13 protein-coding genes are annotated in these 12,922 nt (G+C 66.2%); 6 read left to right on the forward strand and 7 right to left on the reverse strand.

Annotated features, from left to right (window positions below):
- Together CG471_RS26035 and CG471_RS26040 are read left to right on the forward strand one after the other, a co-directional pair.
- A partial coding sequence (locus CG471_RS26035; RefSeq protein WP_099234243.1) for a 2-keto-4-pentenoate hydratase occupies nucleotides 1-610 on the forward strand: 610 nt, incomplete at its 5' end.
- A 31-nt stretch (nucleotides 611-641) separates the two neighbouring features.
- Nucleotides 642-1,919 carry an MFS transporter gene (locus CG471_RS26040; protein WP_099234244.1) on the forward strand — a complete coding sequence of 426 codons (1,278 nt, stop codon included), beginning with the start codon at nucleotides 642-644 and terminating at the stop codon, nucleotides 1,917-1,919.
- Between the two features lie 66 nt (nucleotides 1,920-1,985).
- Here CG471_RS26040 and CG471_RS26045 read toward each other — a convergent pair whose 3' ends face one another.
- The gene (locus CG471_RS26045) at nucleotides 1,986-2,852 is read right to left on the reverse strand and encodes an SDR family NAD(P)-dependent oxidoreductase (RefSeq protein ID WP_099234245.1); all 867 of its coding nucleotides are present in this window, start codon (nucleotides 2,850-2,852) and stop codon (nucleotides 1,986-1,988) included.
- A 282-nt stretch (nucleotides 2,853-3,134) separates the two neighbouring features.
- Here CG471_RS26045 and CG471_RS26050 point away from each other — a divergent pair, with 282 nt between their 5' ends.
- Complete coding sequence (locus tag CG471_RS26050) at nucleotides 3,135-3,911, forward strand: sulfite exporter TauE/SafE family protein (RefSeq protein WP_099234246.1); 777 nt, start codon at nucleotides 3,135-3,137, stop codon at nucleotides 3,909-3,911.
- A 10-nt stretch (nucleotides 3,912-3,921) separates the two neighbouring features.
- On the opposite strand, the gene CG471_RS26055 is transcribed toward CG471_RS26050, so the two are convergent.
- Both CG471_RS26055 and CG471_RS26060 read right to left on the reverse strand, forming a co-directional pair.
- Nucleotides 3,922-4,713 (reverse strand): LytTR family DNA-binding domain-containing protein, encoded by a 792-nt coding sequence (locus CG471_RS26055; protein WP_099234247.1) that lies wholly within the window; start codon nucleotides 4,711-4,713, stop codon nucleotides 3,922-3,924.
- Between the two features lie 338 nt (nucleotides 4,714-5,051).
- A complete protein-coding gene (locus CG471_RS26060; RefSeq protein ID WP_257211693.1) occupies nucleotides 5,052-6,629 on the reverse strand; it encodes a hypothetical protein in 1,578 nt (525 codons plus the stop codon).
- A gap of 282 nt (nucleotides 6,630-6,911) precedes the next feature.
- Here CG471_RS26060 and CG471_RS30835 point away from each other — a divergent pair, with 282 nt between their 5' ends.
- On the forward strand, nucleotides 6,912-7,049 hold the full coding sequence (locus tag CG471_RS30835) for a hypothetical protein (RefSeq protein ID WP_004207766.1): 138 nt from the start codon (nucleotides 6,912-6,914) through the stop codon (nucleotides 7,047-7,049).
- Nucleotides 7,050-7,094: 45 nt separating this feature from the next.
- Here CG471_RS30835 and CG471_RS26065 read toward each other — a convergent pair whose 3' ends face one another.
- The 4 genes from CG471_RS26065 to CG471_RS26080 all read right to left on the reverse strand — a co-directional run bounded on the left by CG471_RS26065 (nucleotide 7,095) and on the right by CG471_RS26080 (nucleotide 10,737).
- The gene (locus CG471_RS26065) at nucleotides 7,095-7,790 is read right to left on the reverse strand and encodes a carboxymuconolactone decarboxylase family protein (RefSeq protein WP_099234251.1); all 696 of its coding nucleotides are present in this window, start codon (nucleotides 7,788-7,790) and stop codon (nucleotides 7,095-7,097) included.
- Nucleotides 7,791-7,873: 83 nt separating this feature from the next.
- Nucleotides 7,874-7,975, reverse strand: coding sequence for a cytochrome bd-I oxidase subunit CydX (gene cydX, locus CG471_RS26070; protein ID WP_004207768.1), 102 nt, complete (start codon nucleotides 7,973-7,975; stop codon nucleotides 7,874-7,876).
- A gap of 11 nt (nucleotides 7,976-7,986) precedes the next feature.
- Nucleotides 7,987-9,132, reverse strand: a complete 1,146-nt coding sequence (gene cydB / locus CG471_RS26075; protein ID WP_099234248.1) for a cytochrome d ubiquinol oxidase subunit II — start codon at nucleotides 9,130-9,132, stop codon at nucleotides 7,987-7,989.
- Nucleotides 9,133-9,156: 24 nt separating this feature from the next.
- Complete coding sequence (locus tag CG471_RS26080) at nucleotides 9,157-10,737, reverse strand: cytochrome ubiquinol oxidase subunit I (RefSeq protein ID WP_037512324.1); 1,581 nt, start codon at nucleotides 10,735-10,737, stop codon at nucleotides 9,157-9,159.
- Nucleotides 10,738-10,880: 143 nt separating this feature from the next.
- On the opposite strand from CG471_RS26080, the gene CG471_RS26085 reads away from it, so the two are divergent.
- A complete protein-coding gene (locus CG471_RS26085; RefSeq protein WP_099234249.1) occupies nucleotides 10,881-12,395 on the forward strand; it encodes an ATP-binding cassette domain-containing protein in 1,515 nt (504 codons plus the stop codon).
- Nucleotides 12,392-12,922 (forward strand): ABC transporter transmembrane domain-containing protein (locus CG471_RS26090; RefSeq protein ID WP_257211694.1); only part of this gene is annotated, 531 nt, incomplete at its 3' end. The genes CG471_RS26085 and CG471_RS26090, both read left to right, overlap by 4 nt.

Genomic DNA, 12,922 nt, shown 5'->3' on the forward strand with positions numbered 1-12,922 from the left:
GCTGGTCGAGCGTTTCGGCGCCGATCGGCTGGCCGGGCCGATCTTCACCCCGACCATCCATGCCCTGACCCCCGATGCCACCGGACTGGTCTTTGCCCAGGGCTTTGGCGCGGCGGAGGCGGAATTCCTGCTGCGCATCGGCCAGGCGCCCGACCCGGCCCAGACCAGTTTCACGCTGGAGGAAGCCGCCGCGCTGGTCGACGCCGTGCATATCGGCCTGGAAATCGCCAGTTCGCCCTTCACCGGCATCAACGAACATGGCCCGGCCGTTACCGTTTCGGATTTCGGCAATAATAACGGCCTGCTGATCGGCGCGGCCGTGCCGGACTGGCAAAATCTGGCCTTTGCCGAGATCGACATCAGCCTGAGCATCGATGGCGTCGTCGCTGGCACCGGCCGCGCCGTCAGCTTCCCCGACGGGCCGATCGGCTCCGTGCGTTTCCTGCTCGAAAATCTCGCCGCGCGCGGCATAAGGCTGCAACCGGGCGCATGGATATCGACAGGCGCCGTCACCGGCGTGCATGAAGTGCGCGTCGGGCAGACGGTGGTTGCGGACTTCGGACCGCTCGGCACCGCACACTGCGTCATCCGCCCCCAAGCGGCCGCCTGACAAGGTCGCAGGGCAAGAGGAGAGGAAGAGAATGAACGAGGCCGTCGCCGGAGCAACCCAGAGGGTCGGGCGCTATCGCTGGGTGATCGTCGGGCTGTTGTTCGCCGCCACCGCGATCAACTATGTCGACCGGCAGATGATCGGCGTGCTGAAGCCCACTTTGGCGGCCGAGATGCACTGGTCGGAAACCGACTATGCCAATATCGTCTTCTGGTTCCAGGCGGCCTATGCAATCGGTTATCTGGGCTTTGGCCGATTGGTCGACGCGATCGGCGCGCGGCTGGGCTATACCGTCGCGATCATCATCTGGACGATCGCCCATGTGGCTCATGGCGGCGTGCATAGCGTGACCCAGTTCGCCTTCGCCCGCTTTGGCCTGGGCGTCGGCGAATCCGGCAATTTCCCCGCGGGCATCAAGGCGGTGGCCGAATGGTTCCCGCAGAAGGAGCGCGCCTTCGCGATCGGCCTGTTCAACGCCGGCGCCAATGTCGGCGCGATCATCACGCCGCTGCTGGTGCCATGGCTGACCATCCAATATGGCTGGCGCTTCGCCTTCATCGCGACCGGCATATTCGGCGTCGTCTGGCTCGCGGCCTGGCTGATCTTCTACCGCCGGCCGCAGGAGCATCCGCGTGTCGGCGCCGCCGAACTCGCCTATATCCAGCAGGATCCGGCCGACCCGATCACCCCGATCGGCTGGCGCCGGCTGATTGCCGTGCGCGAATGCTGGGCCTTTGCCATCGGCAAATTCTGCATCGACCCGATCTGGTGGTTCTTCCTCTTCTGGCTGCCGGGCTATCTGGGCGAGCGCTATGGCCTCGACCTCATCAGCTTCGGCCCGCCGCTGGTCGCCATCTATCTGTTGTCGGACCTGGGCAGCGTGGCCGGCGGATGGCTGTCGGGACGGCTGATGAAGGCCGGGCACAGCGTCAACGCCGCGCGCAAGCTGACCATGCTGGTCTGCGCCGCCGCGGTCACGCCGGTCTTCTTTGCCCAGTCGATCGACAATCTGTGGGTCGCCGTCCTCGTGATCGGCATCGCCACCGCCGCGCATCAGGCCTTTTCCGCCAATCTCTACACCCTGCCGTCGGACATGTTCCCACGCGCGGCGGTCGGGTCGGTGGTCGGCATCGGCGGCACGGCAGGCGCGATCGGCGGCATGCTGATGGCCAAATATGCGGGCTATATCCTCGACAGCATCGGCAGCTATGCGCCGCTCTTCGCCGTCGCAGGCAGCGCCTATTTCATCGCCCTGCTGGCGATCCACCTGCTCTCGCCCCGCCTGGCGCAGGTGAAGGTGCCGGAATAAGTTCCCTGGGGGAGGGACTGCCCCGGACCGGCGATGGGGATTGCCGGTCCGGGGCGCCTTGCTTTCTCAGCGGCCATGCGCCGCGATCAGCTTTTCGCTTTCCCGCCAGAAGCGATCGACGATCGCTGCATCCTCGACCAGCGTGTTGGGCGTGCGCGGTGCGCGGCGATACCAATAGCCGCCATTGCTGACCGCCCCTTCCGGTGCAGTCGCCAGCCAGACCAGCGTGTCCGCTCCGTCCGCTTCGCTCGCCTTGTCGAGTCCGCGCGAGCGCGCCTGCGTATCGGCCGGCGCATGCGAAAAGAAGTTCGAGTCGACCGCGCCGGGATGGACCGCATGGGCGACGATCCCCTCCCCCGCCAGCCGATCGGCCAGCGCGCGGGCGAACAGCACATTGGCGAGCTTGCCGGTGCAATAGGCCATGCCGGGGCTGAACTGTTCCAGATTCTGCATGTCGTCCAGGTTGATCGACGGGATCATCTCGCTGGCGTCGGAGGCGGTGTTGAGGATGCGCACCGCGCCCGCCGGCTGATCCTGTGCCGCCTTGCGCAACAGCGGCAGCAGGTGCTGCGTCAACAGGAACGGCCCCAGATGATTGCCGGCGAAATTCGCCTCCAGCCCCTCGTCCGTCATCACCAGCTTGTCGGTCATGCCGCCGGCATTGTTGAACAGCAGGTCGACCCGGTCGGTCAGCGCGGCGATATCCTGGGCCAGTTGGGCGGCGCCGCCCAGCAGCGACAGGTCGGCGCGCAGCATGGTGACGGGCGCGCCGGCCGCCTCCGCCGCTATCTCGGCCTCTGCAGCCGCCAGCCGTTCGGGATCGCGGCCGGTGCCGATCACCCGCCAGCCCTGCCGCGCCATGGCCTTGGCGATCGCCTTGCCGATGCCCGAACTCGCGCCCGTCACCACCGCCACCCGTGCCCGTTCCACCATATCCTGCTCCTGTCGCTTATCCCGGCACGCTAGGCGCTCGGACGCGGGCCAGACAGCCGCGGGAGCGATATGTGGCGCGCGCCGTCCATAGCAAAGCTATCACCCCCCTCAAGCAAGGGGCGGGTTTCACCCCGCCATGGCGTCCGCTATGTCCCACCGCGAAACATAAGGGGGACGCAGGGATATGGATCGAGTGCAGGGACTTGCATGGGCAGCGCAAACGCCCTTAGGTGACGCCATGATGGGTCGCACCGCCTGTCGTCATGCACCGCAGGAGCGGCCGTGACGATCAATCCGCTCTATTCCCTGACGGGCTTCATCGTCGGCACGCTGGTCGGGCTGACCGGCGTTGGCGGCGGATCGCTGATGACGCCGATCCTGGTGCTGCTGTTCAATTTCCACCCGGCTGCGGCCGTCGGCACCGATCTTCTCTATGCCTGCGTCACCAAGAGCGTGGGCAGCCTGGTCCATGGCTGGAAGCGATCGGTCGACTGGGCGATCGTCGGCTGGCTGGCGCTGGGGTCGATGCCGGCCGCGATCGGCGCGCTGATGGCGCTGCGGGCAATGGGGCCGCCGTCGGCCGCCGTGGTCGATCCGATCAAGGTGACGTTGGGGGTGATGCTGTTCCTCACCGGCCTGGTGCTGCTGTTCCGCGATCGGATCACGGCCTGGTCGCGCACCCATGGCCAGGATCGCAGCCCTGCCACCACCCGCAACCTCACCATATTGCTGGGCGTGATCGTCGGCGTAGCCGTGACCATCACATCGGTCGGGGCCGGGGCGATCGGCGCGACCGCGCTGCTGATCCTCTATCCGCGCACGCCGCTCGCCCGCATCGTTGGCAGCGACGTCGCCCATGCCGTGCCGCTGACGCTGGTGGCGGGCATCGGCCATTGGTGGCTGGGCACGGTCGACATGTCGCTGCTGGCATCGCTGCTGATCGGGTCGATCCCCGGCATCATCGTCGGCAGCCTGCTCGCCTCGCATGTGCGCGAAGCGGTGCTGCGTACGATCCTGGCGGCGATCCTGATCATCGTCGCGCTGAACCTGATCCTCTGATCCTGCCGCGTCAGTCCGGCAGGAAACCGGACTGGCGCAGCCGATCGACGGAATCGCGCGCGACCGGCGCGGACAGGCCGTTGGTCAGGGGGATTTCCCGGCCCTTGCCCACAGCTGCCCCGTCAGCAAGCGCCGCTTTGGCCACCCACCAGCTGCGATGGGTCTGCGCGCCGGACACATCATCCATCTCCGCAATGGCGTCGCGCAGCCGCATCAGGATGAGCTCGCTGCCGCGCTGCCCATGGACACGGACATAATGATCCTCGCTCTCCAGCGCGACTATGGGACCGGCGAAGGCGGGGCTCAGCCGGCGATGGAGGCGAACATCCGCCCCTTTCGCTGGTGCGTCCATCGGCACGGCCTCTTCCCGCGCCGACGCGAAGACCGTGGTCGGCCCCATATGCTCATCATAATAATAGCGCAGCAGATGCGCGTCCGCCCGCTCCGCCCACCAGGCGATGGTCATCACCAGCAGGCAACAGAGCAAGGTGAAGGGCAAAAGGCCGGCATAGCCGCCCAGCAGTCGCACCTCGTCCCGCCCGACCAGCCGCCAGATCAGCGCCATGGGAAAACTGGAGGCGACCATGCCCCAGAAGACCAGAGACCCGCGCGGCAACCGCGTCGCCCGCGCAATAGCTTGCCAGGCGATCAGCGTCGGCCGCGCGAGGATATAGGCGCCCATCAGCATGATCCACCATCGCCCGGCGCGCAGCAGGAAATCGCCCGACAAATAGGTGCCAAAGGGACCAAGAAAGCCGACCACCGCCGCGACCGGCAGCATCGCCCAGAGTTCGAGCAGCACACGGCGGAGACGTTTCACGCAATCCCCCTCTCCATTCGCGAAACGCGAACCGCGAAGGGCCCGGTTTTCCGCGCTTTTTCTTCTGTTCCTCCTGCGTGACGAAAAGCCGCTTGCCCGTCAATCGTGGGCTGCCATCGCTTCCCCTCATACCGGCGGGCCGATGAATGGATCATCCGCTCCGACCGGCCAAGGAGACCGACCATGACCGATTTTCTGAGCACCAAAAGCGCGATCGCCATCATGTGCTGCGCCATCATCGCCCATATGGGCGCCTTTGCCCTGGCCCTGGCCTGATGCGCCGAACAGCCCCTTTCCCGGCCCGCCCGACCCTTCAGAGGTCAGCGGCAGGCCGGGTTGCGGGCATCGGGATAGGCGAGATAGCTGATGCTTGCCGCCGGCAACGACTGCATGCCGTGCGCGGCGACGCCCTTGAGATTGGGGAGCACGCCATCCTGCCCCACCGCCAGCGTCTGGCCGTTGAGCTTCACGCTGCCCGCGTCCAGATTGTCGGCGGTCAGGGTGTAGCGGGTCGCCTTGCCGGCCAGCGACAGGCTGGCGGGATTGGCGGTATCGAGATTGATCGCGACCAGCGCGACGCCGCCCGGTGTGCCGCGCAGACACTGGCTGTAGAGATGCAGCTTGCCCGCGTTCTGCCCCGCATCCAGCACGACATTGCCCATCAGCCGCGCCCATAGGACGGCAGCCCAATAGCTCGGCCGCGGCATCATCGTCGCCTCGTCGATCAGCGCATAATCGCTGGCCGCCAGCGTATTGTGGAAGACGACGGACACGCCCTGCTTCGCCTGTCGCCCCAACTGGTCGACATAGCGGAAACTGTCGCGCCAGGTTGCTGCCCAGGCGTCACCACCACAGGCCGCCTGCGCCGTTTCCGTGATCCAGATGTCTGTGCCGGACGCGAAACGCTGCTGCCGTTCCTTATAATAGGTCGCGTTGAGATCGGCTCGCGCCAGCCAGTCCTCGTCCAGCGCCCGGTCCGGGCTGATCCCCGCGCTCTTGTCCATCGCGGCGCAGCGTTTCGAGACGGTGCCATAGAAATGATAGGAGAAGATATCGACCCTGGGCCGTGGCTCGGCGCTCATCAATGCGTCGGTCGGCACCACGCCGATATTGCGCGGCATGATGACGAAGCCGGCCTCGCCCGTGCTGCCCGGCCCGACGATCTTCATCTGCGGCGCATCGGCATCGCGGAACGCGCGGAAGACGGCCATGTCGCGGGCGAAGGCGGCCGCGTCATAGCCCTTGGGCAGGCCGACCATAGACCCCGCATTGGGTTCGTTGATCAGTTCGGCGGCATAAATGTGGCCGCCCAACTTCTCGGTATAGGCGTTGAGCCGGCGCGCCTGATCGGGATCCCATACGCCCGATGCGTCGCGCGCGCCGTCGCTCACCGGGAAGGACACGACCAGCTTACCGCCAACAGTCTTCACGAAATCGACGACACCGGCCCATTGGGCACGGGTCAGGACGCTCTGATAGCCCCTGGGCGGCGTTGCGGGTGGCGGCGTATCGCTGTCATGGAAATAGACCGCATTGGCCCAGCCGCCACTCACGCGCACATGGGTCGGCCCGAGCGCGCGGGCGAGGTTGCGCAGCCGCGTGTCGCCGGTCAGGTCGATCGGCTCGCGCTTGCGGAACATGACGGCGGCGATATCGACACCGCCGCTGCCGCCGGCTGCCGGCTGGGGCCGCGCCTCGCCCGGCTTGGGATAGGGTGCCCAGAAGCGGCCGCCAACCACCTCCACCATCTCGACATTATAGGCCTGATACTGGTCATCGACCTTTACGACCTGAGCAAAGCGGCCGGGGTCGGCAGGAGGCGTGGCCGCGCCCAGCGTCACGCCCGTCATCGCCAACAGGGACAGGCTTCCCAGCATCAACATGCGGCCCTTCGTCACGGCATCCTCCCTCGATTTTGCGGGAGGCTAACCCGGCGCCTGCGCCCCTGCAAGTTGGCATGACCAATTTGGACAAACCAATCACCGTAGCGATGCACCCCAACCATGCCAATTTTGCGATTTTCCTTAGGAACAAAAGGGGCACTTGTGAATTTGCATTTCAAGGCCGCAATAATATCCAATCCGACAAAATATCCCGAAAATAGACGATCCCCGTACTATTCCCGAGGTTCGTTCAGCGTGATTTTGGATAGAATGAAAAGGAACAGGGAGTATCCAGCCATGAAGCCAATTCGTAGCGCTAGCAGCCCCCAAGCCCGCGTCGCCTTCACGCCGACCAGCAAGAAGGCCGGCCAGTGGGTCCAGACCCCGCACGGCTTCGTCAGGGTGGACAGTCCCGCCCCGAAACATGCCGAGTGACCGGATCGGCTGAACCGGCCAACTGAACCGATCTGACGGTCGGGCCTATCGGGCGGACAGCCCCTTGTTGCCGCCGTGCAGGCGCAGCTTGAGGCTGTTCTGATAATAGGCCACGGCCTGATATTGACCGATCAGCACCGTCAGCTCGATCAGTTGTGCCTCATCCAGCCGCGCCGCCAGCACGGCCCAGGTCGCGTCGGCGATCATGGCGTCGCCATGCAGTTCCTCGACCGCGCGCAGGATCGCCCGGTCATGGTCGTTCCAGCCCGGATCGGCCGAACCGATCACGATCCGCTCCACCTCTTCCCGAGCGATGCCGGCATGGCGCGCGATCATCACATGCTCGCCCCATTCATAGGGCGCCTGACAGAGCCAGGCGACGCGCAGGATCGCCATTTCCCGATCGCGCGCGGAAAGCTTGCCCTGCGTCAGCAGCGTGACGCCGACATCCGTCTGGCGGGCGAACAGCGCCGGATGGCGCATCATGGTACGGATGATTTCGGGCAGGCGTGCCAGCACGGCGGACATGTCGCCCTGCCCCTGTGCTTGCGCATCGGTCACGTCGGTCAGCAGGTCCGCTTCGCGCGCGTCGATGCTCTGGTTGATGGCGATCATCTGCCGGATCAGCGGGTCGAGATCGGCGCTATATTCGTCGATGCTCAGCGCTTCGATGCGGGGCGCATCGCCCAATATCTGGGCATGGCGGCGCGCGATGCGGGCGGTTGCAGCCTCTTCGTCCATGCCCTTCCCCTGCATATCCATGGCCGCAACGGGGTGGCGTGACGCCCCGGCCGTGTCAAACCGCCGGGGCGCTATCTGTCAGCTCAATATTCGCCGGGTTCCGAATGGAACTCGTGCCAGACGCCGTTGAGGATGCCGAAGCCGACGGCCAGGCCAACGCCCAATATCCAGGCAAAATACCACATAGGTCGGATCCTTAGTAAAAGTCGGGGTTGAGGCGGATTTCCCGCTCGGTCACCCGGCCGAACATCACCTTGTAGGCCCAGGCCGTGTAGGCCAGCACGATCGGCAGGAAGATGACGGTGCAGATCAGCATGGTGAACAAGGTGCCGTGGCTGGACGAGGCATTCCATGCGGTCAGGCTGGAACCCGGATCGATCGAGCTGGGCAGGATGAAGGGGAACATCGACAGGCCGACGGTGCTGATGATGCCGACATTGGCGATCGACGATCCGGCAAAGACCAGCGTGTCGCGCCGGCCACGAATGCCCAGCAATGCCAGCACTGGCCCAACAAAGCCCAGGATCGGCGCCAGCAGCATCCAGGGATGCGCCGCATAATTGTCGAGCCAGGCGCCCGCCGCCGTGACCGCGCCGCCCAGATGCGGGTTGGACGGGCCATTGGGATCGATCACGCCATCGACGCGATAGCCCATGCCGCTCCAGGCGACGAACAGCCCGCCGATGGCGAACAGAATGATCGACAGGATCGCTGCGCCCTGACCATAAAGGCGCACGCGCTGCAGCACTGGCCCTTCGGTCTTGAGGCTGAGCCAGCCGGCGCCATGCAGCACCAGCATCGCGACCGACAGCAGGCCGGTCAGCAGGGTGAAGGGCGTGAACAGGCCCAGCAGCGATCCTTCATAGAACATGCGCAGGTCGCCATCGAGGCGGAAGGGCGCGCCCACCAGCACATTGCCGACCGCGACGCCAAAGACGAGCGCGGGCACCAGGCCGCCCACGAACAGCGCCCAGTCCCAGCCGGCCCGCCAGCGGGCATCCGGCTTCTTCGATCGATATTTGAAGCCGACGGGCCGCAGGATCAGCGCCGACAGCACCAGGAACATGGCGAGATAGAAGCCGGAAAAGCTGACGGCATAGACGAAGGGCCAGGCGGCAAAGATGGCGCCGCCGCCCAGGATGAACCAGACCTGGTTCCCTTCCCAGGTGGCGCCGACGCTGTTGATGATCATGCGCCTTTCCTCGTCGGTCCGGCCGGCAAAGGGCAGCAGCGCCGCCGATCCGAGGTCAAAGCCGTCGGTAAGGGCGAAGCCGATCAGCAGCACGCCCAGCAGCAGCCACCAGATGACGCGCAGCGTTTCATAATCAAGCGGAATGGTCATTGTCCTAACTCCGGTTGGCGGGCGTCATTCGGCGGGCACGGCGCGGAAATCCGGCGCCGGCTCGGCAGGGCTGTCAGGCCGCCAGGGGACATAGCGTTCCGGCCCCTTGGCGATGGTGGCGAGCATCAGCTTCACCTCGATCACCGCCAGGATACCGTAGAGCAGGGTGAAGCCGATGATGGTGGTCCACAATTGCGGCACCGTCAGGCTGGAGGCGGCAAGGAAGGTCGGCAGCACGCCGTCCACCGCCCAGGGCTGGCGCCCGATTTCCGCCACGGCCCAACCGACCTCGATCGCGATCCAGGGCATCGGCATCATGAACAGGGCCAGTTTCAGGAACCAGCGCGCATCGAACCGCCGCATCGACGAGAAGGCGAAGGCGGTCGCGAAGAAGGCGATGAAGGCAAAGCCCAGCCCCGCCATGATGCGGAACATCCAGAAGATCGCCGGCACATTGGGCACGGTGCTCCAGGCCGCCTTCTCGATCGTCGCGGCATCGGCCTGGCGCGGATCGGCGATGAAGCGCTTCAGCAGCAGGGCATAGCCCAGATCCGCCTTGTTCCGCTCGAACGCTTCCCGCGCGACCAGGTCGTTGCGATCGACCTTCAGCGTCTCGACCGCATCATAAGCGATGATGCCGGCGGCAATCCGTACCTTGGCGGTGTCGACCAGCTGGTTGATGCCGGTGACTTCGCCGGTCAGGCTGCGGGTGGAGATGAGGCCCAGCACATAGGGCACCTTGATCTCATGCGTGGTCTCGCGCCCGCTGTTGGACGGCAGGCCGAACAGGGTCAGGCCGGCCGGCGCAGGCTCGGTCTGCCACATGCCCTCGATCGCGGCGAGCTTCATCTTCTGGTTCTCGGTCAGCGCATAGCCGCTTTCGTCACCCAGCACGACGACCGACAGCGACGCGGCAAGGCCAAAGGCGGCCGCGACGGTGAAGGAGCGCTTGGCAATGGCGATATGCTTGCCCTTCAGCAGATAATAAGCCGACACGCCCAGCACGAAGACGCTGGCGCAGACATAACCGGCGCTGACGGTGTGGACGAACTTCGCCTGGGCGACCGGATTGAAGATCACCGCCATGAAGTCGGTCACTTCCATCCGCATCGTCTGCGGGTTGAAGGTCGCACCGGTGGGATGCTGCATCCAGCCATTGGCGACGAGGATCCACAGCGCCGACAGGTTCGACCCCAGCGCCACCATGAAGGTGGTGAGCAGGTGGCCGCGCTTCGACAGGCGATCCCAGCCGAAGAACATGAGGCCGACGAAGGTCGCCTCCAGGAAGAAGGCCATCAGGCCCTCGATCGCCAGCGGCGCGCCGAATATGTCGCCGACATAGTGCGAATAATAGGCCCAGTTGGTGCCGAATTCGAACTCCATGGTGAGGCCGGTGGCCACGCCAAGGACGAAGTTTATCCCGAACAGCTTGCCCCAGAAGCGGGTGATATCCCGCCAGATCGGGCGGTCCGTCATGACATAGACGCTTTCCATGATGACGAGCATGAAGGAAAGGCCCAGCGTCAGGGGCACGAACAGGAAATGGTATAAAGCTGTGAGAGCGAATTGCAGCCTGGATAATTCAACGACGGCCATGCTTATCATCGCGACCCCCTTTCTTCCCTGAACCAAGTTGGCTGGCGAAATATGGACGTGACGGCGCTACATCATTGAGACAGATCAAATTATATTCTGCCGCCAAACCTAAATGAATGGGACGCAAGGTCTAGCTAGGGAAAACCGCAGGCATGGGTTGGGTCATCGACATCATCGGCGCCGCTCTTTTCGCGGCCGGACTGGCGCAGGGCGTCAGTGCGCTGGCCGATGGCGTCGCGATCGGCTGGCTGTCGCCGCTGCTGCTAGCGGCCGGCGGGCTGGTGCGTGCGACCGGACTGATGCTGGCCCATGTCCAGACGATCCGGTCGGCCCAGCGCATCGTCGCCGCGCAGCGATCGACGCTGCTGCCCCGGCTGCTGGGCGGACGGCTGGCCCGACCGTTGCTGGCGGGCGAGAATGCCACGCTGGCGATCGACCATCTCGCCGCGATCGAGGCGCATGGCGCCCGCTTCCTGCCGATCCGCAAGGCGGCGGTGCTGGGGCCGCTGCTGGTCGCCGCAATCGTTGCGACCGCAAGCTGGGTTTGCGCCGCGATCATGCTGGCGACCTTGATCCCCTTCGCCTTTGGCATGGTGCTGGCGGGCACGGCGGCGCGGGCGGCGGCGGAGCGGCAACTGGCGGCCTTGGCCGAATTGTCGGGCCTGTTCGTCGGCCGGCTGCGCGCGCTGCCGCTGATCCGTCACCATGGCGCGCAGGCGCGGATCAGCCGGCAGGTGGCGGGCGCCGCGCAGGAGGTGGCGACCCGCACCGGCGCGGTGCTGCGCGTCGCCTTCCTGTCGGGTGCGGTGCTGGAATTTTTCGCTGCGCTCTCGGTGGCACTGGTCGCGGTCTATTGCGGTTTTGCGCTGCTTGGCCTGCTGCCCTTCCCTGTCCCCGAAACACTGGACCTGCGCGCCGCGCTGTTCGCGCTGGCGCTGGCGCCGGAATTTTATCTGCCGATGCGCCGCCTGGCCGCAGCCTATCATGACAAGCAGATGGGCGAAGCGGCGGAAAAGGCGATCGCTGCCGCCCTGCCGGAAGCGGAGCCCGCACCACATCCTGCAAGTGCGCCGTTCGATGGCCTCTATCTCAGGGATTTGCGGATCGGCATCGGTTCGGGGATTGGCCCGGTCAGCCTGGCGCTCAAGCCGCATGACCTGATCGCCCTCACCGGACCGACCGGCAGCGGCAAGAGCAGCATGCTCGCCGCGATCGCCGGACAGATTGACCCGGCCTCGGGCGAACTGTCTCCGGTCGATCCCGCCCGCATCGCCTGGGCGGCCCAGCGGCCGCTGCTGCTGCCCGGCAGCCTGGCCGACAATATCGCCCTCGCCCGCCCCGATGCCGACCGAGCGGAGATCGCGCAGGTTGCCGCGCGTGTCGGTCTGACGCCCATGCTGGCCACACGGCCGGAGGGGCTGGACCTGCCCATCGATCATCAGGGGACTGGCCTGTCGGGCGGCGAACGGCGGCGCATCGGCCTCGCCCGCGCGATCCTGTCCGAACGGCCGGTCCTGCTCTGCGACGAACCCACCGCCGATCTGGATGCGCAGAGTGCCGCCGACATCATCGCCCTGCTGGTCGCCTTGTCGGCCGAGCGCGCGATCCTGGTCGCCACCCACGATCATCGCCTGACCGCCGCCGCCCGTCTGGAGGTGATGCTGTGAACCCGATCCGGATCGCGCTCGACAAGGCGACAAGCTCCGCCACGCTGTTGCGCCGCGCGACGCTGTGCGCCGTCATAGCGGCGCTGGCCGGCATTGCGTTGCTCGCACTGGCCGGCTGGTTCCTGACCGCCGCCGCCATGGCCGGTGCGGCCGGCACGGTCGCGGTGCAGGCGTTCAACTATCTGGTGCCCAGCGCCGCGATCCGGCTGCTCGCCATATTGCGCACCGTCTCGCGCTATGGCGAGCGGCTCTGGTCGCACCGCGCCGCGCTCGAAACCATGGGCGGCCTGCGCGCCAGCCTGTTCGCGCGCCTCGCCGCGCAGGACAGCCGCACCGCCCTGCCTTTGTCCAGCGGCGACGCCGCCGCGCGGCTGACCGGCGACATCGACGCGCTGGAGGAGCTGGTGGTGCGCCGGCCGAGCCGGATCGCCGGATTGATGGCGGCGCTGGCGGGCGTGATCCTGGCGGCGAGCGGCGGCTGGCTGTCGGCCCTGCTGCTGGCGGTCATGCTCGCCGCCTTGCCGTTC

Source organism: Sphingobium sp. IP1 (assembly GCF_002708645.1).
Taxonomy (GTDB): Bacteria; Pseudomonadota; Alphaproteobacteria; order Sphingomonadales; family Sphingomonadaceae; genus Sphingobium; species Sphingobium yanoikuyae.

Bases quoted from the DNA above. Each gene is read 5' to 3' on its own strand.
- cydX (WP_004207768.1), bottom strand. From the start codon at position 7,975: ATGTGGTATTTTGCCTGGATATTGGGCGTTGGCCTGGCCGTCGGCTTC.
- CG471_RS26085 (WP_099234249.1), top strand. From the start codon at position 10,881: ATGGGTTGGGTCATCGACATCATCGGCGCCGCTCTTTTCGCGGCCGGA.
- CG471_RS26040 (WP_099234244.1), top strand. From the start codon at position 642: ATGAACGAGGCCGTCGCCGGAGCAACCCAGAGGGTCGGGCGCTATCGC.
- CG471_RS26065 (WP_099234251.1), bottom strand. From the start codon at position 7,790: ATGGACGAAGAGGCTGCAACCGCCCGCATCGCGCGCCGCCATGCCCAG.
- CG471_RS26080 (WP_037512324.1), bottom strand. From the start codon at position 10,737: ATGATAAGCATGGCCGTCGTTGAATTATCCAGGCTGCAATTCGCTCTC.
- CG471_RS26045 (WP_099234245.1), bottom strand. From the start codon at position 2,852: ATGGTGGAACGGGCACGGGTGGCGGTGGTGACGGGCGCGAGTTCGGGC.
- cydB (WP_099234248.1), bottom strand. From the start codon at position 9,132: ATGACCATTCCGCTTGATTATGAAACGCTGCGCGTCATCTGGTGGCTG.
- CG471_RS30835 (WP_004207766.1), top strand. From the start codon at position 6,912: ATGAAGCCAATTCGTAGCGCTAGCAGCCCCCAAGCCCGCGTCGCCTTC.